Here is a 26,225-nt window from a genome sequence, read left to right as displayed (position 1 = left end):
GGTGACCGCGCCGGACGAGCGGCGAAACCGCAACCGGATGACGGCTCGACCCTCCGTGTGAACCCGGCGCGGCGATCGGGAGCGGATCGCCGCGCGCGGAGCCGTTCAGTTCGCCCGTGAGACCTCGACGAGGTTGTCGGAGAACGAGGGCGCGTGGCCCATATCGGTGAAGGCGCCGGACGAGATGCTGTTCACCGTGCCCTCGTTGAGCTGGCGCCAGTAGCCCAGCGTCGCCACCACGATCCCGGCCTTCACGTCGTCGGTGATGCGGGCCACGCCCTTGAAGGCGCCGCGGTCGTTGGCGACCTGGACCCGGTCGCCGTCCCGGATGCCGCGCGCGTCGGCGTCGGCTTGGCTGATCATCACGAACTGCTCGCCCTGGCCCTTCTGCTTGTCCTCCATGTTGGCGTAGCAGGAGTTCAGGAAGTAGTGGCTCTTGGGCGAGACGATGTTGAGCGGGTAGCGCTTGGCGAGCTCCGGATCGTTCGTGTGCGACTCGCGCGGGCCGAGGTAGTCCGGCAGCGGGTCGAGCGCCTCGCCCGGCTGGAAGCCCTCGTACATCTGCCGGAACGGCGGGGCGACGAAGTTCGTGGCGCCCTCCACCTTCAGCATGCACTTGCCGGTCGGTGTCGGGAAGTTCCCCTCCCGGTGCGGCGCCCGGTCGTCGGGCGTGCCGACCTTGAGCCGGGCGAAGCCGTGCTCGCGCATGTACTGGAGGTCGATGCCCTCGCAGGCTGGCGATGACCAGTCGACGTAGTGCTCAAGGCACTCGCTGTCGCTCCACTTGAAGTTCTCCTCCTCGAAGCCGAGCCGGGCGGCCAGCCGCCGGAAGATCTCGTTGTTGGGGATCGCCTCGCCCGGCGCCTCGGCGCACTTGGTGTTGTAGGTCAGGTAGAGGTGCCCCCAGGAGAGGATCATGTCCTCCATCTCGGCGCCCATCGTGGCGGGCAGCAGGATGTCGGCGTAGGAGGCCGTGTCCGAGATGAAGTGCTCGGCCGAGACCATGAACAGGTCCTCGCGCATCAGCCCCTCGACGATCTTGTCGGTCTCGGGCGCCTGCGTCACGGGGTTCGAGTTCCAGCACATCATCGACATGATCGGCGGGTCGAGCTGCATCTCGCCGGTGAGCGCCCGGCCGATCTGAAGGTTCGAGACGACCCGGGTGCCCTCCGGGATCAGGTCCGGGCGGCAGATGACGTCGAACTTGTAGGGATGCTCCCAGACGCCGAACTGGGTGATGCCGCCGCCGACATGGCGCCACGCGCCGGTCAGCGCCGGGATGCAGGTCACCGCCCGGATGGTCTGGCCGCCGCCGTAGTGCCGCTCCAGCGCCACGCCGATGCGGATGCCCACCGGCTGCTCGGTCGCCATCTCGCGGGCGAGCTTCCGGATGTCGTCGGCGGAGACGCCGGTGATCGCCGCGGCCCATTCAGGCGTGCGCGTGCTGGCCCGCTCCTTCAGCTCCGCGAAGCCGACCGTGTGGTTGTCGACGTAGTCCTGGTCGACGAGGCCCTGTTCGATGATCGAGTTGATCAGCGCCATGGCGAGCGCGCCGTCGGTGCCGGGCTTCGGCGCGATGTGCCAGTCGGCGGCCTTGGCGGTGCGCGACGCGTAGGCGTCGATCACGACGACCTTGGCGCCCTGCTTCTGGGCGTCCTTCACGATCGCCCAGTGGTGCAGGTTGGTGCTGACCGAGTTGCAGGCCCAGATCACGATGTACTTGGAGTGGATGTAGCTGTCCGGGTCGAGGCCCGCGGTCGGGCCGACGGTGAGGAGCCAGGCCGTGCACGAGCCCTCGCCGCAGAAGGTGCGCTCGGTCACGGTGGCGCCCATGCGGTTGAAGAACGCGTCGCCGCCGTTCAGCCCGTGCACGAGGCCCTGGTTGCCGAGGTAGCTGTAGGGCGCGATGGCCTGCGGCCCGTACTGGTCGATGATCGCCTTCCAGCGGGTGACGATGGTGTCCAGCGCCTCGTCCCAGGTGATCCGCTCGAACTGCTTCGAGCCCTTCGGGCCGACGCGCTTCATCGGGTAGAGCAGCCGATCGGGGTGGTAGTGGCGCTTCTCGTAATCCTTCAGCTTCACGCAGAGACCGCCGCGGGTCATCGGGTGGTCCGGGTTGCCGCGCACGCTCAGGAGCTCGCCGCCCTTCACCTCGAACAGCATCGAGCACGTGTCGGGGCAATCGTGCGGGCAGCCTCCGTAGAAGACCTCCGAGTAGGCCTCGAGCTGGACGATCTCGTTCATACTCTCTTCCTCACCGGCCGCGGGCGTCCCGTTATTGTTCAGGCGTCCCGGATCCCGATCGGCGAAGCGTACAATGAGACGAAGAAAAATTCTAACTCGAATCCCGGCGGCCGATCGCGCACGCGCGCCGCTCGGTGGCCCGTCCGCCCCGCGGCGCCCTCACCGCCCCGCCTTCCCTTGCGCGGGCGCGCCCCCATCTGAGGGATGGACGAAGCGGGGGCCTGCGACATGCGGTTCGAACTCTACCGGGACGCCAAGGGCGAGTGGCGCTGGCGCCTGCGGGCGCGCAACGGCGAGGTGATCGCTGATTCGGGCGAAGGCTATGTCCGCCGCGAGGATTGCGAACACGGCATCGCGTTGGTCCGCCAGAGCGCCGAGGCGCGCATCGAGGACATGACGACGAAGATCGCCTGACCCCGCGCGTCTCAACCTGCGATCAACCCTGTCCGAAACGTCGCAGCGGTTAAGCTGCAACGCTTCCGCTCGCCCACGCGTTGCAGCGGTTCGGACCGAGCGGAGCCCGTCGCCCTGCGCGGTTCGTCGACCAGGACGAATGACACAAAGGGAGTCGAGACCGTGCTGAGGAAATTCCTGCTCGCGGCCCTGCTGGCGCTGGGCTTCGCGGCCGCGGCGCCGGAGGGCGCGTCCGCCGCGCCCATCGGCCCGGGGCTGGCTCTGCCCGCCGAAGCCGCGCCGGCGGTGGCCGAGAAGGCCCAGTACTACTACCGTCGCCGGTTCTACGGCCCGCGGCCCTACTGGCGCCGCCCGTACTACGGCCGCCGGTTCTACTACGGCCCGCGGCCCTACTACCGTCGTCCCTACTGGCGCCGCCGATTCTACTACTGAGCGGTTCTCCGACCTGACCGGCCCGGCGGCTCCAGCGAGCCGCCGGGCTTTTTCACGCCCCGATTCGGGGTGCGGGACCGCGAGCCTTGCTTTATCGTGCCGGTAACGGGACCGCCGACGGCAGATCGGCGCGCCCGAGAGGAAGCCCGATGAACGATATTGCGCAACGCGCCGAGCCCGCGGCGGCGACGCCGGACCTCTGGCAATCCATCCCGCTCGAATGCATCCTGAGCGCGGTCGCCGTTCTGCTGGCGGCGGGGCTCAAGCTCGCCGGCGTGATGTCCTGACGGCGTGCGGGGGGCGGATGGACGGCATGCAGCACGTCGCACTCTCACCGGCCGGAGGCGCGCCGCCCGCTGAGGTCGATCTGCCCAAGGGCGATCTCACGGTGCGCACCATCGCCATGCCGGCCGACACCAACGCCAACGGCGACATCTTCGGCGGCTGGGTGCTGTCGCAGATGGACCAGGCCGGCGGCATCGCGGGCGTCGACCGGGCGCAGGGCCGGGTGGTCACCGTGGCGCTGGAATCGATGACTTTCATCCGGCCGGTCCGGGTCGGTGACGTGCTGTGCGTCTACACCCGGGTATCGCATGTCGGCCGGACCTCGATGAAGATCGAGGTCGAGGCCTGGGCACGGCGGTTCTGCACCCAGGTCCGCGAGCGGGTCACGCAGGCCACCTTCACCTTCGTGGCCATCGACGAGGACGGCCGGCCGCGGCAGATCCCGCCGGCCGTGCCCTCCCCGTCCGCGACGACTACTTGATCACACCGCAGGCGACGCGGTCGCCGGCGCCGCCGATCGGCTGGGTGTTGTGGTCGTCCTCGTTGGCGTGGATGATCAGCGCCGCGCCGTCCCCGTCCTTCAGGCCGCCCTCGCCGTTCAGCGGCGTCTCGCTGGAGACCTCGGCATTGGCCGAGCCGTCCTGCGCCGCGTAGAGGTTCGGCAGGTCGCCCTCGTCGGGGCCCTCCGCGTTGAGCAGCCCGTGCTTGCTCTGGTCGTGGTTCACGTGCGCCTTGGAGTTCATGAACTTCGGGTCCGAGCAGTCGCCCACGGCGTGGAAATGCATCCCGTGCCAGCCGGGCGGCAGGCCGCCGGGCTGGATTGTCACGCGCAGGACCAGGGCATTCGCCCCGTCGCGGATCGCCAGCGTGCCGATCGGGTCGCCCTTCGCGTTCTTGATCGGCGCCGTGTAGGTCTCTGCCGGTTTGGCCGCCTCCTTGGGAGGCTCCTGTGCCAGGGCGCCGCCGGCGGCGGCGGTCCCGAGCAATACGAGCAGCGGCAGGGTGCGGGTCATGCGGTGGCTCTCCTTTCCGGCCCGGTCTAGTTAGGGAGCGCGCCGGCCTTCGACAGGGCGGCGGCCCGAAACCTCCGCCGCAGACCTGCCGGAACCGCACGAAGCCCCGATGACCCGAGACCGGACCAGCCCGGACCGCGCGTCCCCCGCGGACGATCCCGCGGAGAACCCTGCGCCGCGGCGCGCCGACCTGTACCTCGTGGCGCACGGCCATTTCGAGAGCCGGGCCCGGGCCCAGGCGGCGATCCGTGCCGGGCTCGTGCGGGTCGACGGGCGCCCGCTCGCGCGCGCCTCGGACCCGATCGCCCCGGGCGCGCGGGTCGAGGCGGAAGCCGAGCATCCCTACGCGTCCCGCGGCGGCCTCAAGCTCGCCGCCGCCCTGGACGCGTTCGGCGTCGATCCGGCCGGCCGCGTCGCCCTCGACGTCGGCGCCTCGACGGGTGGCTTCACCGACGTGCTGCTCGCCCGCGGGGCGCGCCACGTCCACGCCCTCGACGTGGGCCGGGGGCAGCTCCATCCGCGCCTCGCCGGGGACCCGCGCGTGACCAACCGCGAGAGCACCGACATCCGCGACCTCGGCGCGGACGCCCTCGTGCCGCCCCCCGAGCTGGCGAGCGTGGACGTGAGCTTCATCGGCCTGCGCCTCGTGCTGCCGGTCCTCCCGGGCCTGTTGAGGCCGGGATCGGCGGTCGTCGCGCTGATCAAACCGCAATTCGAGGCCGGCCGCGCCCGGGTCGGCCGCGGCGGGCTCGTGCGCGATCCGGCGGTCCACGCCGAGGTCTGCGCGGCCGTCCGCGGGACCCTGGAGGGGCTCGGCGCCGCGATCCTGGGCTTGATCGACTCGCCGGTGCCGGGCGGCGACGGCAACGCCGAGTTCCTGATCGGCGCGAGGTTGCGGTGAGCGAGACAGCAGATAGCGAGACGGTCACGATCCGGGGGCTCGGCGCCCGCGGCGACGGGATCGCCGAGGACGGCACCCCGGTGCCCTACACGCTGCCCGGGGAGCGCGCGGAGATCCGCCGCGAGGCGCGCCGCGCCGCGCTGCTCGGCGTCGCGCAGGCCTCTCCCGACCGGGTGGAGCCGTTCTGCCCCTACTACATGCGCTGCGGCGGCTGCCGCACCCAGCACCTGGCGCGGCCCGCGGAGCTCGCCTGGAAGCGCGACCTCGTCGCCCAGGCCCTGTCCCAGGCGCGCCTCGACGTGACGCCCGGGCCGGCTGTCGACGCCCACGGGGCGGGCCGCCGCCGCCTTACCCTGCACGTGCGCGAGATCGGCGGCCGGGCCGAGGCCGGCCTGATGGCGGCGCGCAGCCACGCGCTGGTGCCGATCGACCATTGCCCGATCACCGTGCCGGCGCTCCACCCGGCCCCGGAGGTCGCGCGCCGCCTCGCCGCCCCGCTGGGCCACGGGCGCAAGCCCCTCGACGTCGCCGTGACGGCCACCGACCAGGGCCTGGACGTCGACCTGCGCGGTCACGGACCGGTCAGCGCCGGCGTCGGCGCCGCGCTGGTGCGGATCGCCGGCGAACTCGGCCTCGCTCGGCTCTCCCTGCACGGCGAGCGCCTGATGGAGGCCGAGCCGGTCTCGGTCACGGCGGACGGCCCCGCCGCGGCGACGCGCCTCTACCCGGCCCCCGGCGGCTTCCTGCAGGCGACCGCGGCCGGTCAGGCGACGCTCTGCGACCTGACCCTGGCGGCCCTCGGCCCCCGCATCCGGCGCGTCGCCGACCTGTTCGCGGGCTGCGGGCCGCTGACGCTGGCGATCGCCCGGACGGCCGCGGTCCACGCCGTCGAATCCGATGCCGCGGCCCTCGCGGGCCTCGAGCGGGCCGCGCGCGCCGCCGCGGGCCTGCGCAAGATCAGCAGCGAGCGCCGCGACCTGTTTCGCCGGCCCCTGCTGCCCCCCGAACTCGACGCCTTCGACGCGGTGGTGTTCGACCCGCCCCGGGCCGGCGCGGAGGCCCAGGCCCGCCAGCTTGCCGCCGCCCGTGTGCCCCTGGTGATCGGCATCGCCTGCGACGCCGGAACCTTCGCGCGGGACGCGGCGACGCTGGTCGCCGGCGGTTACCGGCTGGAGACCGTCACGCCGGTCGACCAGTTCCGCCATTCGGGCCATGTCGAGATGGTCGGGGTGTTCCGGCGCGAGACCGCGCGGCGGCGCTAGGCCACGCAACCGGCGGCCACGTTTCCCGTTCTCCCGGCGACGGGAGACCTTCCATGATCCGCGGATTCCTCGGTACCGCGACGCTCGGTGCGCTGAGCCTCGCCCTCATCACCCCGCTCGCGGCGCAGACGCGAGCGCCCGACCAGACCGGCACGGGCGGCGGCCCGGTCTCGACCATCACGGCGCCGAACACCAACAGCCTCGGCGTCACCAAGCCGCCCGGCACGTCCCTCGGCCCCGGCGAGGTGCCGACCCCGGAGCAGCGGCGGCGCGAGCGCGCTCTGACCGACAAGATCGAAGGCAGCATCTGCGACGGCTGCAACTGAGATCGGGTCGGGGTCGCTCGGGCCGGGTTCCCGCTCAGGCCATCGCCTGTCCGGGTTGCGGTGTTCGACCGGGCCGTGCCCCGCAAACGGCTCTCCATTCGGCGCGACCTCGGGCGGCGCGGAACTTCAGATCGCGCTCGCTCCGGCCTGCGGGCCCCGCGGGTCCGCCGAGGGGCTTGGCCAAACCGCCGGCTCGATACAGCAGCGACCGGCGAACAGGATTGTTGCCAGCGCATATTTCCATATTGGTTGCAAATATATCCATCTTCATAATCCAATATCCTATCTTCAAGCCAGTCTTTTTGTAGATATACTCCAAATATTGATCTTCATGTTCACGGATATGGCGGTCCTTAGAGCGGATCATTGCTCAAAAATCGTGTTCTCGTTTATTGATTCGCAACTTGATGCTTCGTAAGACTTGCGCGTCGCGGGTCCTAGCCTTGGGGGCGGCGACGTACAGCCGCGACTTCAAGTGAAGGAAACGCCGCCATGGCCCTCGTGAAGAAAGCCGCCCTGTCGGGATCGCACGCGCAGGTCCGGAAGGGCGAGCCGGCCAGTCTGAGCCAGCTCGGGCGCCTCAACGAGGAGAGCCGGCGCAAGGCCCGGACCTTCGCCAAGCAGCAGAAGGCGGCGGAGCGCATCGCGGCGGCGACAACCCAGCTCGCCAGCGGCGTCGCCGAGGCCTCGTCGGCGGCCGAGGAGCTGCGCAAGGCGATGGAGCAGATCGCCGCCGGCGCCGAGGAGGCGGCCGGGGCCTCCGAGCAGTCGCAGCGCGCCGTCACGACCGTGTCGGAGGTGATCGGCACCGCCCGCACCGAGGCCGAGACCTCGCGCCAGAAATCGGAGGCGCTCCAGGGACTCATCGCCGGCGTGAGCCATCAGATCCGGCTCAGCGTCGGCTCGATCGCCACGGCGGCCGAGCGTCAGGCGGCCTCGGTCACGCTGATCGTCGAGCTGGAGCGGCAGGCGGCCAATATCGGCGACATCGTCCGCGCCGTCGCTCGCATCGCCGACCAGACCAATCTCCTGGCCCTGAACGCCGCCATCGAGGCGGCCCGGGCCGGCCAGCACGGCAAGGGCTTCGCGGTGGTCGCCGACGAGGTCCGCACCTTGGCGGAGACCTCCGAGCGCAGCGCCCAGGAGATCCAGGCGCTGATCGGCCGGATCCAGGAAGACGTGAAGGTCATCGCCGAGGGCATCAACCGCGCGGCCGAGGGCGCGCGCCAAGAGGTCGCGCGGGGCGAGACGATCACCGCCCAGCTCGAGGCGGTGCGGCAGGCCATGGTCGAGATCATGCGCGGCGCCGAGACCATCGCCCGGGTGGCCGTCGAGTCTGAGAAGGCCGCGGTCGAGGCGCAGAAGGGGTCCGAGCTGATCGCGGCGGCGGCCGAGGAGCAATCCTCCGCCTGCCAGCAATCGCTCAAGACCATCGAGCAGCAGACCACCGCCCTCGGGGAGAGCGAGCAGGCTGCCACCGAGCTCGCGACCCTGGCGGACGAGCTGAAGAACGCCACCGACGTCGGCAAGAGCGCCGAGGAGGTCGCCTCGGCGGCCGAGGAGCTGTCCTCGGCGGTGGAGGAGATCAACCGGGCCGCCGCGCAGATCACCACGGCGCTCGACCAGATCGACCGGGGCGCCCAGCAGCAGACGGCAGCCGCGCAGCAATCGGCGGCCGCGATCGCGCAGATCGAGAAGGGAGCGCTCCTCGCCCAGGACAGCGCACGCGACGCCCTGGAGAAGGGCGGCCTGATCACGAGTCAGCTCCAGGAGAACCGGGCCGCGGTGGACGGACTGGTCGCGGGCGTCGGCAATGCCCTCGCGGAGACCGACCGGAGCCGAGAGCAGATCAACGCCCTGGAGCAGGTGAGCCGGAAGATCGACAAGATCGTCGACGCGATCACCACGGTGGCGATCCAGACCAACATGCTGGCGGTGAACGGCTCGATCGAGGCGGCCCGGGCCGGCGAGTTCGGCAAGGGCTTCATGGTGGTCTCCACCGACATCCGCAACCTCGCCCGGGATTCCTCGGAGAACGCGGAGCGGATCAAGGACCTCGTGAAGGCGATCCAGGACCAGATCGTGGTGGTGCGCCGGGACCTGGAGGCGATCTCCGCGGCGGCCGCCGCCGAGGTCGAGAAGAACCGGGCGATCACCCGCGACCTCGAGACCACCGCCGACGACATGGGCGTGGTGCTCGACGGCAACCGGCAGATCCTCCAGGGCGCCGACCTGATCATCCGCAACGTCGAGGAGGCGAAGCGCGGCGTCGACCAGATCGCCACGGCGGCCCGCCAGGGCGGCCAGGCGGTGAACGAGGCGCAGCAGGCCGCCCGCGAGCAGGCGAACGGCGCGGAGGAACTCGCCGCCGCCATCGAGGAGGTCGCGTCGCTGGCCGACGAACTCCAGAACCAGGACTGAGACGCGCCCGGCCGGGACGGCCCCACCCGAATCCTGCTCAGCCCGGAGCCCGCCATGTCCAACGACGCCTCAGCCTCGGCCGCGACCGACCGGTCGGAGACCGCCTCCGCGCTCCAGTTCGTGACCTTCCACGTCGCCCGCGAAACCTACGCGGTGCCCCTCGCGGAGGTGCAGGAGATCATCCGCCTGCCCGACATGGTCGACGTTCCCCTGGCACCCCCCGCCCTGGTGGGACTGGCCAACCTGCGCGGCTCGGTCCTGCCGGTGGCGAGCCTGCGGCGGCTGTTCGAGCTGCCCGACCGGGTCCACGACGACGCCGCCCGGGTGGTCGTGGTCGGCCAGGGGTCCGGCGACGGCGGCGGCGCTGGCGGGACCTCCGGCTTCGTGGTCGACCGGATGGCGAGCGTGATCACCGCCGAGCCCGGGGAGATCGAGGGGACCGACGGCCTCACCGCCACCGCGGCGATCGAGCTGCTCGCGGGCGTGATCAAGCGGCCGGCCGGCATCGTGCTGATCATCGATCTCGGGCGCCTGCTGCAGCGCAGCGGGTCCGGGCGCGCCGGCGCAGAGGGCGGGTCGGGCGGACGGAACGCGGTCGGGCCGATCGAGGCCGGCGGCGCGGCCTCGGCGCGGCCGGAGGGCGAGGCCGGGCTCTCCGACGAGATCCAGCTCGTGTCCTTCGAGCTCGCGGGCCAGGAATACGCCCTGCCGATCGAGCAGGTGCAGGAGATCGTCCAGGTCCCCGACCGCGTCAGCGAGCTGCCGAAGGCCGAGCGCCACGTCATCGGTGTGATCAACCTGCGCGACCGGCTGCTGCCCCTGGTCAGCCTGCGGGCGCTGTTCGGGCTGCCGGGCGTGCCCCTGGGAGAGCAGAACCGGATCGTGGTGGTCGCCTCCCGGGAATCCGCCGGCTCCGTCGGCATCGTCACCGACACGGTGAAGGAGGTGCTGCGGGTGCCCCGCGCGGTGGTCGACCCGCTGCCTGACCTGCTCGCGCAGGGCGACGCGCTGCGCGAGGTCGAGGCGATCTGCCGGCTCGGCGGCGGCAGGCGGCTGGTCTCGATCCTGTCGGCCGCCCGCCTGTTCGCCACCACCGGGATCGCCGCCGGCCTCGCCGGCCTCGGAGCCGCAGAGGAGGGACCCGTGCAGGAACGTCAGACCGCGACCGCGCCGACGCGCGCCGACGAGGAGGAGCAGTTCGTCGTCTTCCGCCTGGCGGACGAGGAGTACGGCGTGCCGATCGACGCCGTGCACGAGATCGTCCGCGTCCCCGAGCAGCTCACCCACGTGCCGCGGACGCCCGGCTTCATCGAGGGCATCGTCAACCTGCGGGGGGCGGTGCTGCCGGTGATCGACCAGCGCCGCCGCTTCCGGCTCCCGGAGGCCGCGCGCAACGACCGCCAGCGCATCATGGTCTTCGCGATCGCGGGGGTGCGGACCGGCTTCATCGTCGACTCGGTCTCGGAGGTCCTGAAGATCCCCCGCTCGGCCATCGTGCCGGCGCCGGACCTCGCGCAGGACGAAGACAGCGCCGTGGAGCGGGTCGCCAACCTCGCCGCCGCCAAGCGGATCATCCTGATGGTGAACGTCGACCGGCTCCTCAGCCGGCACGAGGTCGCGGATCTGCAGGCGGCCTGAGCCGCCGTCTCCGGGCCCGGTCTGAGGCCGCTCCTGCCACGCAACCCGCCATGCCCAAGCTCCTGATCGTCGACGACTCCGCCCTGATGCGCAAACACCTTCGCCTGATCTTCGAGGAGACGGGCCAGTTCGAGGTGCGCACGGCGCGCAACGGCCGCGACGCCCTGGACCAGATCGACAGCTTCGAGCCCGACGTGGTCACCCTCGACATCAACATGCCCGAGATGGACGGGCTCACCTGCCTCGGCGAGATCATGGCGGCGCGCCCGCGCCCGGTGGTCATGGTCTCGTCGCTGACCCGCGAGAGCGCCGCCGTGACCCTGGAGGCGATGCAGCTCGGCGCCGTCGATTACGTGGAGAAGCCCGGCGGCACCGTCTCCCTCAACATCGGCGAGGTCCGGGACGAGATGGTCGCCAAGGTCCGCGTCGCGGCCCGCGCCAAGCCCCGCCGCGCCCGCGGCCTCCTCGACCGGGTCCGGCGCGGGCGCGGCGAGATCGCGAAGCGCCGCCCGGCGCCCCGGGCCGCGGCCCGCGTCGAGGGCTGCGTCCTGATCGGCGTGTCGACCGGGGGACCGCGGACGCTGGAGGAGATCCTGCCGGAGCTTCCGGCCGACCTGCCCTGGCCGGTCGTGATCGCCCAGCACATGCCGGGCTCCTTCACGGGGGCCTTCGCCCAGCGCCTGGACCGCCTCTGCGCCCTGGAGGTGGTGGAGGTGACCGCCCCGGTCCCCCTCGCGGCGGGCCGCGTCTACATCGGCCGGGGCGACGCCGACGTGGTGATCGAGCGCCGGCTCGGCCGGCTCGCGGTCGCCACCGTCCCGAGCGACCCGGCCCTGCGCTGGCACCCCAGCGTCGACCGCCTCGTCCGCAGCGCCCGGGATCACCTGCCGCCCGAGGCCCTGATCGGCGTCGAACTCACCGGCATGGGCGACGACGGCGCCGCCGCCCTGGCGGCCCTGCGGGCTGCCGGCGGCCGCACCATCGCGGAGGCCGAGTCGAGCGCCGTCGTGTTCGGCATGCCGGCCGAGCTGATCCGCCTCGGCGGCGCGACCCTGACGCTGCCCGCCCGCTCCATCCCGGCCCAGCTCGTCGGCTGGCTGTCCTGAGATCGAGACCGAGACTGACATGGCCCTGGTCCGCAAGCACCCCGCCCTCCCCGCGCCGGCGGAAGCCCCGGAGGATCCCCGGATCGCCCTGGAGGGCCCGACGGCCGCCGGGCGCCGCGACGCGGCCCATCGCCTGGCCGCCGATCCCGGCGCCGCCGGCCTGCTGGCCGACCGCCTCACCCGCGAGGCGGACCGGAGCGTCGGCGAGGCGATCCTCGGCGCCCTCGGCCGCATCGGCACTCCGGCGGCGGCCGAGCGCCTGTTCGACCTGCTGGGCTCGGAGGACGTCTGGCTGCGCAACGCCGCGATCGAGACGCTGCAGGAGATGGACGCGGCGGTGCTCGGCGCCCTCGAGCGGGCCCTCGCCGATCCCGACAGCGACCGCCGGATCTTCGCGGTGAACGTGCTGGTCTCCCTGCGCCACCCGGCGGCCGCGACCTACGCCCGCCGGGTCCTGGCCGAGGACGGGCACGTCAACGTCTGCGCCGCCGCCCTCGACGTGCTCGCCGAGATCGGCACGCCCGAGATGGTGCCGGAGATCGAGGCCGCCGCCGCCCGCTTCCCCGACGCGCCGTTCCTGCGCTTCGCGGCCAGGGCCGCCTGCCGCCGCATCACCTGACCGGCGGCCGGCATGACCGCACCGTTCCCGCCGCCGACGCCCGTCGTCACCGATGCCGACTTCGTCCGCTTCCGCGACTTCTTCTACCGCAAGACCGGCATCATGTTCGCCGACAACAAGCGCTACTTCGTCGACAAGCGCCTGCAGGAGCGGATGCTCGCGAGCGCGCTGCCGGTCTTCCGCGACTACTTCAACACCCTGCGATTCCAGGCCAGCGGCCAGGAGTTCCAGACGCTCGTCAACCTGATGACCGTCAACGAGACCTACTTCTACCGCGAGGAGTACCAGTTCCGCTGCCTCGTCCGGTCGATCCTCCCGGAGGTCACCCGGCGCAAGCGGCCGGGCGAGCCGGTGCGGATCTGGTCGGTGCCCTGCTCGACCGGCGAGGAGCCCTACTCGATCGCCTTCCAGCTCCTCGACACGTGGCCGGAGGTCGACCGGTACGACATCGAGATCGTCGCCTCGGACATCGACACCGCCGTGCTCGACCAAGCCAAGCGCGGCCTCTACGGCGACCGCGCGGTCCAGCACGTCCCCCGGGCGACCCTGGAGCGCTACACCCGGCGGGTGCAGGGCGCCCACGAGGTGATCCCGGACATCCGCGAGTCGATCGCCTTCGCGCGGGTCAACCTCTCGGACCCGCTCTCGACCCGGCAGTTCCGCGGCTTCGACGTCGTGTTCTGCCGCAACCTGCTGATCTACTTCGACGACGCGTCCCGCCGCGGCGCCGCCCAGACGCTCTACGAGGCGCTCGATCCCGGCGGCTTCGTCTGCCTCGGCCATTCCGAGTCGATGAGCCGGATCTCCGCGCTGTTCGACCTCCGGAAGTTCGCGGAGGCGATCGTCTACCAGAAGCCCCTGAGCGCGGAGGCCTGACATGGCCAGGATCCTCGTCATCGACGACGCCACCACGGTGCGCCTGTACTACCGCGACGTGCTGGAAGAGGCCGGCTTCGCGGTCGAGGAGGCCGTGAACGGCTACGAGGGCCTGGAGAAGGCCGTCGCCGAGGGCTTCGACCTCGTCCTCGTCGACGTGAACATGCCCAAGATGGACGGCTACGCCTTCCTGCGGCAGGGCCGGACCATGCCGGAGCTCCAGGCGGTGCCGGCCGTGATGATCTCCACGGAGAGCGCCGGCGCCGACCGCGCGCGGGCCTTCGCGGCGGGCGCCAACCTCTACCTCGTCAAGCCGGTGCGCCCGGACGCCCTCGTCGCGGTCGCCACCGTGATGGCCGGAGCCGCACCGTGACCAACGCCCTGCTCGCCCAGTTCATCCCCGAGGCCCGCGAGCTCCTGGAGCGCGCGGGGAGCGGCATGCTGGCCCTGGAGAAGTCGCCGGGCGCCGAATCCCTCGACGACGTCTTCCGGGCGGTGCACACCCTCAAGGGCACGTCCGGCCTGTTCGAGATCGCGCCGCTGACCCATCTGGTCCACGCGGCCGAGGACCTTCTGGTCGAGGTCCGGGCCGGCACGCTCGTCCTGGAACCCGCCATCGTGGACGGGCTCCTCGACAGCCTCGATCTGGTCGGCCACTGGATCAACGTCTTGGAGAGCCGCGCGGTCCTGCCGGACGACGCCGACGCCGTGATGGCAGGCCGGGTGACGGCCCTGCGGGCGTGGCTCCCCGCGGCGATCGAGGCCATCGTCGCGCGGGCCGATTACGGGCCGCCGGACTGGCTCGCCGACCTCCCCGAGGCGGACCGGCAGGCCGCCTGGAGGCGCGCCGCGGCCTCGGGCGCCCCCCTGACCGCCTGGCACTACGAGCCCGACGAGACCTGCTTCTTCCGCGGCGACGACCCGGCCCATCTGGTGGCGCAGGCCCCGGGCCTCGTCGCGCTGCGGGTACGGCCGCGCGCCGCAACCCCGTCGCCGGAAACCTGCGATCCGGTGCTGAGCTGGCTCCGCTTCGAGGTTCTGTGCGTCGCCGACGCCGAGGCGGTCGCCGATCATCTGCGCTACGTCGCCGATCAGGTCCGGGTCGGCGCGATCCGGCCGGACGACCTGATCGTCCTGACCGGGACGGAGGATGAGGCCGAGGTGTTCGGCGACTTCGCCGCGCGGGCCGGGACGCTCCTCGCCGAGGACGCCCGGGCGGACCTCGCCGCCGCCGCCGACGCCCTGCTGGGGATCGTCGGCGCCGGGACCCGGCAGGCCTGCGCCCTGCGCTGGATCGCGGCGCTGGCCGCCACGGCGGAGACCGAGACGCTGCGCCGCCTCGCCGCCGACCTCGGCGGCCCGCGGCCGGCCTCGGGTTCGCCGCCGACCGATCGGCCGCCCGCAGACGCGCCCGCCCCGGACCTCGCCCTGCGCCAGCAGGCAGAGGCGATCCTCGCCGCGCAGGCCGAGATGCTGGCCGTGTCGACGGAACCGGCCGTCGCGGAGGGCCGGTTCGAGTCCGTGCGCACGGTGGTGCGGCGCTGCCTGCCGCATCTGGCGCCCGGCCGGGCCGTCGCCCTGGAAGCAGCCCTGGGCCGAGCGCGCGCGGGCGCCACCGAGACCCTCGGCGCCGTCCTCCGCGGCGTGGCGAGCGGCGCGGCCGCCGCACCGCCGATGCCGACACCCTCCGGAGAGCCCGCGCCGCGGCCCACCGCGGCCCCGCCGCCGGCGACCGAGCCGCGCGATGCCCCGGAGGGATCCGGCCCCGACGCCAAGGGTCCGGCGCGCATGCTGCGGGTCGAGCAGGGCAAGGTCGACGCCCTGATGAACTTCGCGGCCGAGCTGACGGTCGCCAAGAACGGGCTCGCGTATCTCGCCGGGCGCGTCGAGCAGGTCAGCGGCTCGCGCCAGCTCGGTCGGGAGATCAAGGAGCAGTACGCGGTCATCGACCGGATCGCCCAGAGCTTGCAGGTCGGCGTCATGGCGATCCGCATGATGCCGGTGAGCCAGGTCTTCCAGCGCTTCCCCCGGCTCGTCCGCGACATCACGCGCAAGCTCGGCAAGGAGGTCGAGCTGGTGATCCTGGGCGAGGAGACCGAGGCCGACAAGAACGTGCTGGAGAGCCTCGCCGACCCGCTGATCCACATGGTCCGCAACGCCCTCGATCACGGCATCGAGACCCCCGCGATCCGGATCGCCGCCGGGAAGCCGGCGCGCGGCACCCTGCGGCTCGCGGCGCGGCAGGAGAACGACAACGTCATCATCGAGGTGGCGGATGACGGCCGCGGCATCGACCCGGAGGCGGTCCGCGAGAAGGCGCTGCGCAGCGGTCTGATCGGCCCGGATCAGGCCGCCCAGATGACCGCGGAGGATCTCGTCAACCTCGTCTTCGCGCCCGGCTTCTCGACGCGGGATCAGGTCTCGGACCTCTCGGGTCGGGGCGTCGGTATGGACGTCGTGCGCAGCGCGGTGCGCAGGGCGGGCGGCGACGTCTGGCTCGCGAGCCAGCCGGGCGCGGGCACCTGCGTGACCGTGCAGCTGCCCCTGACCATGGCGGTGACCCGCATCGTCACCGTGGTGGCGCGGGGCCAGCAATACGGGGTCGCCATGGACGCGGTGGCCGAGACCGTGAAGGTTCCGCGGGACCAGATCCACCGGATCAAGCAGCGCGAGACCTTCGTCCTGCGGGACGCGATGATCCCCCTGATCCGGCTCGCCGACAGCCTGGGCCTCCCGGCGGCCTCGGACGCGCCGCCGGAGGAGGAGGCCGTCATGGTCGCCCGTGTCGGACGCGAGCGGGTCGGCATCGTGGTCGACGGCTTCCGCGAGCGCATGGAGGTCATCGTGCGGCCCCTCGACGGTCTCCTCGCCGGCCTCGCGGGCTTCTCCGGGACGGCGCTCCTCGGCGACGGAAGGGTTCTCCTCGTCCTCAACCTGTCGGATCTGCTCTGATGGCCCTCGAACACAGCGGCGCCCGCATCCGGCTCTCGGGCCACTGCCCGGTCGAGGATGCCGAGCCGCTGCTCGATATCCTGCGCGCCACCCCGGAGGCCGTCGTCGACCTCACCGGCGCGGCGTGGCTCCACACGGCGGTCCTCCAGGTGCTGATGGTCGCGGCACCCGCCCTCCGCGGCCGGCCGGCCGGAGCCGTGCCGGCGGCCTGCCTGGCCGCGCTGCCCGAGGCCGCCGCGGAAGGCGCCGCGGAGGCCGAGCGCGGATGACCGAGCGCATCCTCGCCGTGGCGAACCGCAAGGGCGGCACCGCCAAGACCACGACGGCCGTGAATCTCGCCGCAAGCCTCGCGGAGGGCGGCCGGCGGGTGCTGCTCGTCGACCTCGACAGCCAGGGCCATGCCGGCCTCGGCTTCGGCGTGCGGGCGAGGCCCGGCGAGCCGACGGTGCACGACCTGTTCCGCGGCACCGGGGTGACGGATCTCGGGCGCGCCGTGCGGCGCACCGCCGTGCCGAACGTGGACGTGCTGCCGGCCGATCGCGGCTTCTCGGGCCCCGACGGCGCTGTCGCGCCCCTCGGCCTCGCGGCGGCGCTGAAGTCCCTGGCGACGGATTACGCGGTGATCCTGATCGACACCGCACCGACGGCCGACGCCCTGCTGATCAGCGCCCTGGCGAGCGCGCACCACGTCTTGGTTCCGACACAGCTCAGCCACCTCGCGGTGGACGGCGTCGGGCAGTTCGCGCGCGCGTTCTTCCGGGTGGCGACGAGCCTCAATCCCGGTCTGCGCGGCCTCTCGATCGTGCCGGTGCAGGTGGATCTCCGGATCACGATGCAGCGGGAGGCCCTCGAGCAGCTCGCGAGCCGGTTCGGCCGGGAGCGCCTCCTGGCTGGGATCCGCACGGACATCGCTCTGGCGGAGGCCTTCGAGTGCGGACAGCCGGTTCGGTACGTGAAGCCCCGTGCGCGGGCGGTGCAGGACTTCGAGCTGTTATGCGACCACGTCATGGAAAAATGCATTGCCGGGCAGATTGGAACGATTAAAACTTAGCCGTTCGCACAGACATGGAGTTCAGAGCGAGAAATGAATACGATATTACTGGTGGACGACTCACCGACCATTCTTTCGAGCATGTCAGGAATACTTCGCAGTTCGGGATATGAAACCGAACAGGCTGCCGATGCCGAAACGGCACTCGCGAAGGTCAAGGCAGGCCTGAAGCCGGCCCTCGTGATCACGGACTTCCACATGCCCGGCATGGACGGCGTCCAGTTGATCCAGGAGTTGCGGAAGCTCGCGCCGACCCGCTTCACGCCGATGCTCGTTCTCACGACGGAATCGCAGCAGGAGAAGCGCGACGGCGCGCGCCAGGCGGGGGCGACCGGCTGGCTGGTGAAGCCGGTCCAGGCCGACAAGCTGCTGCAGGTCCTCACACAGGTCGCCCCCGCGATTCAGCGCCGCGCCGCCTGATCCGGGCGACCCCTCTCCGCTGAAGCCCGCTCCGCGGGCCTCGCCCGGCCCCGCGCCACCGCTTCCGACCGAATGACCGTTCCCGCGATGCAGATTGCTGCCCGTCCCTCCGCGAAGACCGAGCTGCGGACGCTCCTGCTCAGTGCCGCGGCCGGCGGCGCGGTCGGGGCCGTGCCGCTGATCCTGGGGATCGCGCAGCCGGCGCAGCTCCTCTTCGCGGCCGCCGCCGCGCTCTGCGGGGGCCTCGTGACCCGCGGGCTGCAACCGTCCTGCCGCGCGGTCGAGCCGGATGCCCCGCCGATGGCGGTCACGCTTCGGGCCGAACCGGCGGCCGCCCCGGCGCACGGAGCGGCCTGCGCCGAGGCCGTGGCCCGGGATCTCGGCGACCTCGACCCCTATTTCGCCGTGACGGGCGAGCAGCTGCGCAGCATCGTCGCGCAGACCGAGGCGGCCGCCGCCGCGATCCTCGCCTCGCTGCAGAGGCTCGACGCCGCCCAGGCGCGCAGCGCCGCCTGCATCGGCGGCGCGCACGACCGCATCGTCGGCTTCGCCGAGCAGAGCGACGCCGCGCTGCAATCCCTGGCGGCGGCCCTCGGCGCCTATCTCGACCGGCGCCTGAACGAGACCCGCGAGGAACGCGGCACCGTCGAAGTGGCCGTCGGGCAGATGCGCGGGCTCGATGCCCTGATCCTCAGCCTCGAGAAGGTCGGGGCGGCGACCCGGATGCTGGCGCTCAACGCCAACATCGAGGCGGCCCGCGCCGGGGCCCACGGAGCCGGCTTCCGGGTCATCGCCCGGGAGCTCCAGGATCTCGCGCAGACCTCCCAGACCGCGATGGCCGAGGCGCGCGTGCAGGTGGCGGACGCGCAGCAGACGATCAGCCGGGTGCTGATCGCCGATCGCGGGGACGACGCGACCCGCACCGAGCAGGAGCGCCTCCGCGCGCTGATGGCCGAACTCGGCGGGATCGCCGAGACGACCACCCGGGTCCTCCTCGGGATGGCGCGGACGGACCTCGCCGAGGTCAAGGCGCAGAATGCGGCGGTGGGCGACGAGGTGCTGTCGGTCTTCGGCCAAGTTCAGTTCCAGGACGTCGTCCGCCAGCAGATCGAGGCGGTCGATGCCGCCAACGCGGCGCTGCAGCTCTGCCTCGACGGCCTGCGCCGGCGACTGATCGGCACCGGGCCGGGGCGGGCGAGCGCGCCGGCGGCGATCCTCGAGACCGCGCGGGCGCGCTACGTCACCCAGATCCAGCGCCGCGTCGACGCCCAGGCCCTCGACCAAGTCGTCGACCAAGCCCTCGACCCGGTAGCGCCCGACATCGAGCTGTTCTGACGGGGCGGGCCGCGATGTCACGGAAGCGTCAGAAAACAGCGCCACATCCGCGGCACAGCTTGCATCGACCGTCGCGGTGCCGGATGCGGGCTGCGGCCCCGCGCTGTCCCGTGACCGATCCGCATCCGAGACCCGTACGTGATCTTCATCCACCAGCCCGCCGTCGGCGCCGGAGCCACGCTGCTTGAGCGCCGCGTCATCGATCTCCAGGACACGATCCCCGAGGACACGGTCTGGCTCGATCTGATCCGCCCGAGCCGCGAGGAGGAACTGAAGGTCGAGTCGTTCGCGGGCATCGAGGTGCCGACCCGCGAGGAGATGAAGGACATCGAGCCCTCGGAGCTGCTCTACGTCGAGGACGGCGCCCGTTACATGACCGGCCGGGTGCTCTCGAAGGTCAGCGACGCCGAGGAGCCGGGGCTGGCCGGCATCACCTTCATCCTGCGCGGCAACCGGCTGGTGACGGTGCGCCACGAGGAGCCGCAGGCCTTCCGCATGTACACGCAGCGCGCCGGGCGCTCGATGGGCAACGGCGGCGCCTCGACACCCTCGGGCGAATCGATCCTGGCCGGGCTGATCGAGGCGGTGATCGACCGGGCCGCCGACGTGCTGCAGCTCCAGGGCGAGCGCATCGACCGCCTGTCGGGCAAGATCTTCGAAGTGCAGGAGGACCCCTCGGCCCGCAACACCGCGCTGCAGGACACGCTGCGGGCGCTGGGCCGGCACGGCGATCTCATCTCCAAGCAGCGCGAGAGCCTCGTCTCAATGGAGCGGATCCTGCTCTCGCTGTCGGCGACCTACCGGACCAACAAGGCCCCGCGCGACCTGCGCGAGGACGTGCGCTCGACCCTGCGGGATCTTCAGTCCCTCGAGGAGCACGCCACCTTCCTGTCGACGAAGATCCAGTTCCTGCTCGACGCGACCTTGGGGCTCGTCAACCTCGAGCAGAACAACATCATCAAGCTGTTCTCGGTCATGGCGGTCGTCTTCATGCCGCCGACCCTGATCGCGTCGATCTACGGCATGAATTTTAAGTCCATACCGGAACTAGATTTCGCCTTCGGATACCCGATGGCGCTGATCATGATGGTCGTGGCGGCGGTATTTCCCTACTTCTTCTTCCGGTGGAAGAAGTGGCTCTGACAACAAACGCCGATATAGAGCCGACAGAATCTTAAGACCTCCACGGGAGCATGGTTGGGCCTGAAGGCGCGGCGCGGCCGCGTAGACGGAACCTCCCATGCGCTTCTCCCTCAAGACGATCCTCGCCGGTGCCATCGGCCTGCTCGCCCTCGCCGCCGTGGGCCAGGGGATCGCCAGCGTCGTGAGCCTGTCGGAGATCGAGCGGAACGCCGCGGCCATCTCGCAGCAGGCCCTGCCCGTGCAGAACCAGGCCGAGGCCATCGGGACGGCCGTGCGGGACGCGCGCCTGCGCCTCTACCGCCTCGCGGTGGCCTCGCCCGACGCCGCGGCCCTGGACAAGAACCAGACGGCCCTGACCGACGCCCTCGGCGAGCTGTCCGGCCTCCGGCAAGCCTATCAGGACCGCCTGACGAGCCCGCAGGCCCGGGCGATCTACGAGCGCTTCACCAATGCGTGGAACGCCTACCAGAACGTCCAGCTGCAGGTGGTCGAGCTGATGATCGCGGGCGATCAGCCGGGCGCCCTCGCGCTCGTGCTGGATCCCGCGACGGGCGCGCAGAACGACGCCGCGGTGGCCAGCCTGACCGAGTCGATCGCGGCAGCGCGGGGCCAGACCGAGGCCAACGTCACCCAGACCGTGCAGGCGGCGACGCGGGCCAAGCTGATCGCGCTGATCGCCACGGTGGTCGGCCTCGCGGTCGCGGCGGCCGCGATGCTGTTCGCCCTGTTCGGGATCGCGCGCCCCATCGAGCGCATGACCGGCGCGATGGGCCGCCTCGCCGAGGGCGACGAGACCGTGCCGGTCCCGCATACGGGGCGCCGCGACGAGATCGGCGCGATGGCGGCGGCCGTGCAGGTCTTCAAGGACAACCTGATCCACACCCGTGCCCTGGAGCGGGAGACCGCCCTGGCGCGGGACGGCGCCGAGGCGCAGCGCCGGCGCGCGGTCCACGCCATGGCCGAGTCCTTCGAGGCCGCGGTCGGCGGCGTGCTGGCCCGGGTGGCGGACGCCGCCCTCGGCCTGCGGGCCGACGCCGAGGCGATGAGCGGCACGGCCACGCACACCGCGGAGCGCTCAGCCACGGTGGCGTGCGCCGCCCAGGAGGCCGCCCAGCATGTCGGCACGGTCGCGGCGGCCGCGGAGGAACTCGGCGCCTCGGTGCAGGAGATCGGCCGCCAAGTCGACGGGTCCGCCGAACTCGCCCGGAGCGCGGTGGTCCAGGCCGGCGACACGGCCGGCCTCGTGCAGGAACTGAGCACCGCCGCGGGCCGGATCGGCGACGTCGTGCGCCTCATCACCGACATCGCCGGCCAGACGAACCTGCTGGCGCTGAACGCCACGATCGAGGCGGCCCGCGCCGGCGATGCGGGGCGCGGTTTCGCGGTGGTCGCCAGCGAGGTGAAGCAGCTCGCTGCCCAGACCGCCCGGGCCACCGAGGAGATCGCCGGTCAGGTCGGCCGTATCCAGGGCGCGACCGGGCAGACCGTGGACGCGATCGACGGGATCACGGCGCGCATCCGCGAGATCGACGGGGTGGCGACCTCGATCGCGGCCGCCGTCGAGCAGCAGGGCGCGGCAACCCGGGAGATCGCCCGGAACGTGGCCGAGGCGGCGTCCGGGACCGGCGCGGTCACCGGGACGATCGACGCGGTGGCGCGGGCGGCCGACGACACGGGCACGGCCGCCACGCGGATGCTGGCCTCGGCGTCGAGTCTCTCGGAGGAGGCCGCCGAGCTGCGCCGGGAGATCGACGCCTTCCTGTACACCGTGCGCGCGGCCTGAGGCTCGGCCTCAGGCTCAGCCGGGGCTCGACAGCTTCATCAGGACGAGCCCGGAGCCGATCAGGCCGGCCGCGAGGATCCGGCTGGCGCTCGCCTGCTCCCCCAGCACGGCGATGCCGACCAGGAAGGCTCCGACCGCGCCGATTCCGGTCCAGATCGTGTAGGCGGTGCCCAGGGGCAGCGTGCGCATGGCCAGCGCTAGGAAGCCGACGCTGCCGGCCATCGACACGGCCATGATGGCGGTCGGCCAGAGGCGCGTGAAGCCCTCCGACTGCTTCATCGCGAAGGCCCAGACGACCTCCAGCACGCCCGCGGTGACGAGATAGATCCAGGCCACGGCGGCCCTCCCGAAAGGGCCGGGCCGTCCCGGACTTGTGCCCCGCGTGGCGGGGGGAGGACGTGGCCTCGCGGCGGGTCAGCTAGCGATGATCGGCCGAGCCCGCAAGCGCAGCGGCCGCGGATCCCTCAGGCCACCGCGGCGAGGTGCTTGACCTCGGCCTTGGCCACCACCTTGCCGACCGGCGGCGCCTTGCAGGTCTCCGCCTCGGGCGCCAGGACCGGCGGCTGCACCCAGCGGCCGGCATCGAGGTCGGCGATCCGGCCGTTGATCTCGCGGATGACGTAGCGCGAGAACGGGTAGACGTGGAGGTAGATCACCATGTTGGTGACCACGGCCTCCAGGGCGGCCGGGTTGCGGCGGGCGGTCTCCAGGAACACGCTCCAGAAGTGCTTGGCGAGTTCCGGACGCCGCACGGTCATCCGCCAGCACACCCGCAGCAGCGAGTAGAGATCGTGGGCGATGTGGCCCCAGTTGAGCTTCTGGGCGGCGAATCTCGGCCGCTTCACCCGCCGGGCGACCACCCGGACCCGGTCGAAGAAGTTCGGCGGGTCGTAGATCTCCTGGAGGACGTCGCGGTAGTCGGCCAGCACGTCGCGCTGCGGCCGCAGGGTCACGAAGTTGATGCCCTGCGTGCACTGGTCGCCCTGGTCGGCGGTGGTCGCCGCGTAGTTCTCGTAGAGGCGGCCCTCCTTGCGCAGGCGGCGCGAGAGCTGCGTGTTCGGCAGCGCGAAGAGCAGACCGACCATGGCGATCGGGATGCCGGTCTGGCCGATGCACAGCGACATCGCCTTGCTGATGCTGTCCTTCTCGGTGTCGAAGCCGACGATGAAGCCGGCCGTGACGAACATGCCGTGCTCGTAGAGCTTGTGCACGCTGTCGGCGATGGACCGCTTGGTGTTCTGCTTCTTCTGGGTCTGGATCAGCGTCGCCTCGTCGGGCGTCTCGATCCCGGTGAACAGGGCGAAGAAATTCGCGTCCCGCATCATCCCGAGCAGCTCGTCGTCGTCCGCGAGGTTCAGCGAGGCCTCGGTGGAGAACTTGAACGGGTAGCCGTGCGCCTCCTGCCACTGGATCAGGTGCGGCAGGAACAGCTTGATCGCCTTCTTGTTGCCGATCAGGTTGTCGTCGACGAAGTCAACATGGCCGCGGTAGCCGAGGCCGTAGAGCCGGTCGAGCTCCGCCAGCATCTGCGGCGTGGTCTTGGTCCGCGGGGCGCGGCCGTAGAGCTCGATGATGTCGCAGAACTCGCAGGTGAACGGGCAGCCGCGCGAGAACTGGACGCCGATGTAGAGGTAGTGGCTGAAGGTCAGCAGGTCGAAGCGCGGGATCGGGCTCTTGGTGACGTCGGCCTTGAACTTCTCGGCCGTGAGCCGGCCGCGGCGCTCGCCGGCCTCCCAGGCGGCCACGAACTTGTCGAGGATGCCCTCGGCCTCGCCCAGCACCAGGAAGTCGGCCTTGTCGTAGACCTCCGGCGTCGAGGTCGGAGCCGGGCCGCCGACGCAGACCGGGGTTCCGAGCGCCACGCAGCGGTCGATGACCACGAGGCAGTCCGGCTCCTGGGGCAGCATGCCGCCAGTCATCACGAGGTCGGCCGCCTGGATCTGCGCGTCCGTCAGTTCCTCGCAGTTGCGGTTGACGAGCGTCACCTGCCAGGCCGGCGGCAGCATCGCGGCGAGCGTGATCAGGCCGAGGGGCGGCGCCGGCGCGCGGGCGCCCTGCAGCTCCATCGCCTCTTTGAAGTTCCACATCGAGTTTTCGTAGAACTTCGGGAACACCATCAGCACGCGCGGGGCCGTGTTCGCTTCCGACATGCCAGTTTCCCTCGTTCACACGCACGGTCCCGGCCCGACCGGAGATCGGGGCGGGTACAGGATCGCTCCCCTGACCTGCGGGCGAATTAAGGCCGTTTTTCGCTCCCGCAGCAATCGGAGCCGCCGATCCCGACAGGACGCGCGTCCGGGCCCCGCGAATCAACCCCACCGACGGGTCCCGGGGCGGATCCGGCCCGTTTGCCGCGCGGCTGCGCCATTCGGGCGACAGGCCCCGCCAAAACCGTCACGGCCCGACGTGGAACCGCTCCGGCCGCGTCCCGTCGGCGTCGGTGAAGCCGTAGACGCGCGCGAGGTCGCCGGCATGCAGCACGGCGCCCGCCCGGGCGGCAATGTCGGGGTCGGCGGCGAGCGCCGCCAGCGCCCGGCCGGCGTAGAGGGGGCTCTCGGTGGCGTACTGCTCCTGGCCGAGGTCGCGCGCCCGCTCGGTGGCGACGAAGCCCGGCGACAGGCCGAGGGCGGTGACGCCGTGGGGCGCGAGCTCCCGGGCGAAGGCCAGGGTCAGCCGGTTGGTCGCGGCCTTGGCGGAATCGTAGAACACGTCGCCGAGGTAATCCTCGGTCCCGAAGGAGACGAGCGCCAGCAGCCCGGCCCGCGCCGCCACCATGGCGGGGGCGACCGCCCGGGCGAGCAGCAGGGCCGGCAGCGGCCCGGCCTCGAGGAGGCCGATGTACGGCTCCGCCGAGCGGCGCCAGAACGGCGTGCCCCAGCCGGCCCCGTCCGGGTAGCGCTCGCCGTCGTAGCCCTCGTTGCCGCTCCACACGCTGCAGGCCGCGACGTCGATCCGCCCGAACCGGCGCAGCGCCCAGTGAACCAGCGCGTCGGTGGCCCGCTCGGAGCGGTGGTCGCACAGGTAGTGGTGCCCGCGCCCGCCGGCCGCGTCGACCGCGCGGGCCGTGTCCTCGATCGCCTCGGCGCGCATCTCGGTGCGCGGGCCGGTCTCGCTGGAGCGGGCCGTGACGATCACCGTGGCCCCCGCCTCGCCCAGCGCCCGGGCCAGGCCCCGGCCGACGCCCCGCGACGCGCCCGCGACGAGGCAGATCTTCTGCGAGAGGTCGGGCGGGGTCACGCCGAGGCGGCGGGCTTCGACCGCGACAGGAAGGCGGCGAGCCGCTCCTGGGATTCGGGCGAGCGCAGCTGCGCGTCGAAGGCCTTCGCCTCCGCCTCCAGGGCCGCCTCGACCTGGGCCTGATCGCCCCGGATCAGCGCCCGGGACGCGGTGAGCGCCCCGCGCGGGAGGGCGGCGAGGCGCGCCGCCTGCGCGATCGCCTGCTCGACCAGCATGTCGGCGGGCAGCACCGCGTTGACGAGCCCCAGGGCCTGCGCCTCGTCGGCCTCGAGCGGCCGCGACAGGAGCAGCAGCTCGGTCGCCCGGAGCCGGCCGACCCGCAGGGGCAGCAGGTAGCTCGACGCCGCCTCCGGCACGAGGCCGAGCTCGACGAAGGGCATGCGCAGGCGCGCCGCCGGGCTCGCGTAGACGAGGTCGCAGTGCAGGCAGAGGGTCGCGCCGATGCCGACCGCGATCCCGTCGACCGCCGCCACCATCGGGGTGCGGGTCCGGGTGAGCTGGCGGATGAAGGCCAGCGCCGGCGAGGAACTGAATCCATCGCCGGCATGCCCCATGAAATCGGCGAGGTCGTTGCCGGCGCTGAACATGCCGGGCTGCCCGGCGAAGACCACGGCGCCGACCGCGTCCGACGCGTCGGCCTCCGTCAGGCCCGCGCGCATCGCGTCGTACATGGCGCCCGTGAGGGCGTTCTTCTTCTCGGGGCGGTTCAGGGTGATCAGGCGGACGCCGCCCGCGAGGTCGTCGATCGTGACGGGTTCGGCCATGAT

26 protein-coding genes are annotated in these 26,225 nt (G+C 72.1%); 20 read left to right on the top strand and 6 right to left on the bottom strand.

Annotation, left to right across the window (positions count from 1 at the left end):
• Positions 1-105 precede the first annotated feature (105 nt).
• A complete protein-coding gene (locus BM419_RS22330) occupies positions 106-2,244 on the bottom strand; it encodes a molybdopterin-containing oxidoreductase family protein (protein WP_091927706.1) in 2,139 nt (712 codons plus the stop codon).
• Positions 2,245-2,472: 228 nt separating this feature from the next.
• On the opposite strand from BM419_RS22330, the gene BM419_RS22325 reads away from it, so the two are divergent.
• The 4 genes from BM419_RS22325 to BM419_RS22315 all read left to right on the top strand — a co-directional run bounded on the left by BM419_RS22325 (position 2,473) and on the right by BM419_RS22315 (position 3,856).
• Positions 2,473-2,658, top strand: a complete 186-nt coding sequence (locus tag BM419_RS22325; RefSeq protein ID WP_026605317.1) for a YegP family protein — start codon at positions 2,473-2,475, stop codon at positions 2,656-2,658.
• Between the two features lie 162 nt (positions 2,659-2,820).
• Entirely contained in the window at positions 2,821-3,090 is a 270-nt protein-coding gene (locus tag BM419_RS22320; RefSeq protein ID WP_020095628.1) for a hypothetical protein, read from the top strand.
• A 149-nt stretch (positions 3,091-3,239) separates the two neighbouring features.
• Positions 3,240-3,377 carry a hypothetical protein gene (locus BM419_RS32530; RefSeq protein ID WP_165923092.1) on the top strand — a complete coding sequence of 46 codons (138 nt, stop codon included), beginning with the start codon at positions 3,240-3,242 and terminating at the stop codon, positions 3,375-3,377.
• A 26-nt stretch (positions 3,378-3,403) separates the two neighbouring features.
• Positions 3,404-3,856 carry an acyl-CoA thioesterase gene (locus BM419_RS22315; protein ID WP_020095626.1) on the top strand — a complete coding sequence of 151 codons (453 nt, stop codon included), beginning with the start codon at positions 3,404-3,406 and terminating at the stop codon, positions 3,854-3,856.
• On the opposite strand, the gene BM419_RS22310 is transcribed toward BM419_RS22315, so the two are convergent.
• On the bottom strand, positions 3,849-4,388 hold the full coding sequence (locus BM419_RS22310) for a superoxide dismutase family protein (RefSeq protein ID WP_056526253.1): 540 nt from the start codon (positions 4,386-4,388) through the stop codon (positions 3,849-3,851). The genes BM419_RS22315 and BM419_RS22310 overlap by 8 nt on opposite strands.
• A gap of 109 nt (positions 4,389-4,497) precedes the next feature.
• Between BM419_RS22310 and BM419_RS22305 the strand changes: the two genes are divergently transcribed.
• The 16 genes from BM419_RS22305 (at position 4,498) to BM419_RS22230 (ending at position 22,221) form a co-directional block, all read left to right on the top strand.
• Complete coding sequence (locus BM419_RS22305; protein ID WP_175556350.1) at positions 4,498-5,289, top strand: TlyA family RNA methyltransferase; 792 nt, start codon at positions 4,498-4,500, stop codon at positions 5,287-5,289.
• Positions 5,286-6,551 carry a class I SAM-dependent RNA methyltransferase gene (locus BM419_RS22300; RefSeq protein ID WP_091927705.1) on the top strand — a complete coding sequence of 422 codons (1,266 nt, stop codon included), beginning with the start codon at positions 5,286-5,288 and terminating at the stop codon, positions 6,549-6,551. The genes BM419_RS22305 and BM419_RS22300 overlap by 4 nt, the downstream gene beginning before the upstream one ends.
• Positions 6,552-6,604: 53 nt before the next feature.
• Entirely contained in the window at positions 6,605-6,877 is a 273-nt protein-coding gene (locus BM419_RS22295) for a hypothetical protein (protein WP_091683006.1), read from the top strand.
• Between the two features lie 492 nt (positions 6,878-7,369).
• The gene (locus BM419_RS22290; RefSeq protein WP_091927704.1) at positions 7,370-9,298 is read left to right on the top strand and encodes a methyl-accepting chemotaxis protein; all 1,929 of its coding nucleotides are present in this window, start codon (positions 7,370-7,372) and stop codon (positions 9,296-9,298) included.
• A gap of 54 nt (positions 9,299-9,352) precedes the next feature.
• Complete coding sequence (locus BM419_RS22285) at positions 9,353-10,936, top strand: chemotaxis protein CheW (protein WP_091927703.1); 1,584 nt, start codon at positions 9,353-9,355, stop codon at positions 10,934-10,936.
• Positions 10,937-10,986: 50 nt separating this feature from the next.
• Positions 10,987-12,042 carry a chemotaxis-specific protein-glutamate methyltransferase CheB gene (gene cheB, locus BM419_RS22280; RefSeq protein WP_091927702.1) on the top strand — a complete coding sequence of 352 codons (1,056 nt, stop codon included), beginning with the start codon at positions 10,987-10,989 and terminating at the stop codon, positions 12,040-12,042.
• 19 nt (positions 12,043-12,061) lie between these two features.
• On the top strand, positions 12,062-12,661 hold the full coding sequence (locus BM419_RS22275; protein ID WP_091927701.1) for a HEAT repeat domain-containing protein: 600 nt from the start codon (positions 12,062-12,064) through the stop codon (positions 12,659-12,661).
• Between the two features lie 12 nt (positions 12,662-12,673).
• Positions 12,674-13,537 carry a CheR family methyltransferase gene (locus tag BM419_RS22270; RefSeq protein WP_091927700.1) on the top strand — a complete coding sequence of 288 codons (864 nt, stop codon included), beginning with the start codon at positions 12,674-12,676 and terminating at the stop codon, positions 13,535-13,537.
• A gap of 1 nt (position 13,538) precedes the next feature.
• Positions 13,539-13,910: a response regulator transcription factor gene (locus BM419_RS22265; RefSeq protein WP_020095615.1), complete on the top strand. Its 372-nt coding sequence runs from the start codon at positions 13,539-13,541 to the stop codon at positions 13,908-13,910.
• A complete protein-coding gene (locus tag BM419_RS22260; protein ID WP_210188181.1) occupies positions 13,907-16,489 on the top strand; it encodes a chemotaxis protein CheA in 2,583 nt (860 codons plus the stop codon). The genes BM419_RS22265 and BM419_RS22260 overlap by 4 nt, the downstream gene beginning before the upstream one ends.
• Positions 16,489-16,758, top strand: a complete 270-nt coding sequence (locus BM419_RS22255; protein WP_042672513.1) for a hypothetical protein — start codon at positions 16,489-16,491, stop codon at positions 16,756-16,758. The genes BM419_RS22260 and BM419_RS22255 overlap by 1 nt, the downstream gene beginning before the upstream one ends.
• On the top strand, positions 16,755-17,540 hold the full coding sequence (locus BM419_RS22250) for a ParA family protein (RefSeq protein ID WP_091927699.1): 786 nt from the start codon (positions 16,755-16,757) through the stop codon (positions 17,538-17,540). Before BM419_RS22255 ends, BM419_RS22250 begins: the two co-directional genes overlap by 4 nt.
• Before the next feature lie 51 nt (positions 17,541-17,591).
• The gene (locus BM419_RS22245; RefSeq protein ID WP_085986780.1) at positions 17,592-17,960 is read left to right on the top strand and encodes a response regulator; all 369 of its coding nucleotides are present in this window, start codon (positions 17,592-17,594) and stop codon (positions 17,958-17,960) included.
• A gap of 87 nt (positions 17,961-18,047) precedes the next feature.
• Positions 18,048-19,295, top strand: a complete 1,248-nt coding sequence (locus BM419_RS22240) for a methyl-accepting chemotaxis protein (protein WP_107684795.1) — start codon at positions 18,048-18,050, stop codon at positions 19,293-19,295.
• Positions 19,296-19,433: 138 nt separating this feature from the next.
• The gene (locus BM419_RS22235; protein WP_012320756.1) at positions 19,434-20,438 is read left to right on the top strand and encodes a magnesium transporter CorA family protein; all 1,005 of its coding nucleotides are present in this window, start codon (positions 19,434-19,436) and stop codon (positions 20,436-20,438) included.
• Positions 20,439-20,535: 97 nt separating this feature from the next.
• The gene (locus BM419_RS22230; RefSeq protein WP_091927697.1) at positions 20,536-22,221 is read left to right on the top strand and encodes a methyl-accepting chemotaxis protein; all 1,686 of its coding nucleotides are present in this window, start codon (positions 20,536-20,538) and stop codon (positions 22,219-22,221) included.
• Between the two features lie 15 nt (positions 22,222-22,236).
• Here BM419_RS22230 and BM419_RS22225 read toward each other — a convergent pair whose 3' ends face one another.
• The 4 genes from BM419_RS22225 to BM419_RS22210 all read right to left on the bottom strand — a co-directional run bounded on the left by BM419_RS22225 (position 22,237) and on the right by BM419_RS22210 (position 26,222).
• Positions 22,237-22,557 (bottom strand): DMT family transporter, encoded by a 321-nt coding sequence (locus BM419_RS22225; RefSeq protein WP_091683019.1) that lies wholly within the window; start codon positions 22,555-22,557, stop codon positions 22,237-22,239.
• 128 nt (positions 22,558-22,685) lie between these two features.
• Positions 22,686-24,371, bottom strand: coding sequence for a B12-binding domain-containing radical SAM protein (locus tag BM419_RS22220; protein ID WP_091927696.1), 1,686 nt, complete (start codon positions 24,369-24,371; stop codon positions 22,686-22,688).
• 244 nt (positions 24,372-24,615) lie between these two features.
• On the bottom strand, positions 24,616-25,458 hold the full coding sequence (locus BM419_RS22215; protein ID WP_091927695.1) for an SDR family NAD(P)-dependent oxidoreductase: 843 nt from the start codon (positions 25,456-25,458) through the stop codon (positions 24,616-24,618).
• On the bottom strand, positions 25,455-26,222 hold the full coding sequence (locus BM419_RS22210; RefSeq protein ID WP_091927694.1) for an enoyl-CoA hydratase-related protein: 768 nt from the start codon (positions 26,220-26,222) through the stop codon (positions 25,455-25,457). Before BM419_RS22210 ends, BM419_RS22215 begins: the two co-directional genes overlap by 4 nt.
• Positions 26,223-26,225 lie beyond the last annotated feature (3 nt).

The organism is Methylobacterium sp. yr668 (genome assembly GCF_900116245.1).
Classification (GTDB): domain Bacteria; phylum Pseudomonadota; class Alphaproteobacteria; order Rhizobiales; family Beijerinckiaceae; genus Methylobacterium.
Note: the sequence above shows the minus strand (reverse complement) of the source record. Positions and strands in the feature narration are given on the sequence as shown.

Coding starts and splice junctions, on each gene's coding strand:
- BM419_RS22330 (WP_091927706.1), bottom strand. CDS start 2,244: ATGAACGAGATCGTCCAGCTCGAGGCCTACTCGGAGGTCTTCTACGGA.
- BM419_RS22250 (WP_091927699.1), top strand. CDS start 16,755: ATGACCGAGCGCATCCTCGCCGTGGCGAACCGCAAGGGCGGCACCGCC.
- BM419_RS22270 (WP_091927700.1), top strand. CDS start 12,674: ATGACCGCACCGTTCCCGCCGCCGACGCCCGTCGTCACCGATGCCGAC.
- BM419_RS22220 (WP_091927696.1), bottom strand. CDS start 24,371: ATGTCGGAAGCGAACACGGCCCCGCGCGTGCTGATGGTGTTCCCGAAG.
- BM419_RS22265 (WP_020095615.1), top strand. CDS start 13,539: ATGGCCAGGATCCTCGTCATCGACGACGCCACCACGGTGCGCCTGTAC.
- BM419_RS32530 (WP_165923092.1), top strand. CDS start 3,240: ATGAACGATATTGCGCAACGCGCCGAGCCCGCGGCGGCGACGCCGGAC.
- cheB (WP_091927702.1), top strand. CDS start 10,987: ATGCCCAAGCTCCTGATCGTCGACGACTCCGCCCTGATGCGCAAACAC.
- BM419_RS22315 (WP_020095626.1), top strand. CDS start 3,404: ATGCAGCACGTCGCACTCTCACCGGCCGGAGGCGCGCCGCCCGCTGAG.
- BM419_RS22305 (WP_175556350.1), top strand. CDS start 4,498: ATGACCCGAGACCGGACCAGCCCGGACCGCGCGTCCCCCGCGGACGAT.
- BM419_RS22325 (WP_026605317.1), top strand. CDS start 2,473: ATGCGGTTCGAACTCTACCGGGACGCCAAGGGCGAGTGGCGCTGGCGC.
- BM419_RS22295 (WP_091683006.1), top strand. CDS start 6,605: ATGATCCGCGGATTCCTCGGTACCGCGACGCTCGGTGCGCTGAGCCTC.
- BM419_RS22285 (WP_091927703.1), top strand. CDS start 9,353: ATGTCCAACGACGCCTCAGCCTCGGCCGCGACCGACCGGTCGGAGACC.
- BM419_RS22290 (WP_091927704.1), top strand. CDS start 7,370: ATGGCCCTCGTGAAGAAAGCCGCCCTGTCGGGATCGCACGCGCAGGTC.
- BM419_RS22275 (WP_091927701.1), top strand. CDS start 12,062: ATGGCCCTGGTCCGCAAGCACCCCGCCCTCCCCGCGCCGGCGGAAGCC.
- BM419_RS22240 (WP_107684795.1), top strand. CDS start 18,048: ATGCAGATTGCTGCCCGTCCCTCCGCGAAGACCGAGCTGCGGACGCTC.
- BM419_RS22255 (WP_042672513.1), top strand. CDS start 16,489: ATGGCCCTCGAACACAGCGGCGCCCGCATCCGGCTCTCGGGCCACTGC.
- BM419_RS22230 (WP_091927697.1), top strand. CDS start 20,536: ATGCGCTTCTCCCTCAAGACGATCCTCGCCGGTGCCATCGGCCTGCTC.
- BM419_RS22210 (WP_091927694.1), bottom strand. CDS start 26,222: ATGGCCGAACCCGTCACGATCGACGACCTCGCGGGCGGCGTCCGCCTG.
- BM419_RS22310 (WP_056526253.1), bottom strand. CDS start 4,388: ATGACCCGCACCCTGCCGCTGCTCGTATTGCTCGGGACCGCCGCCGCC.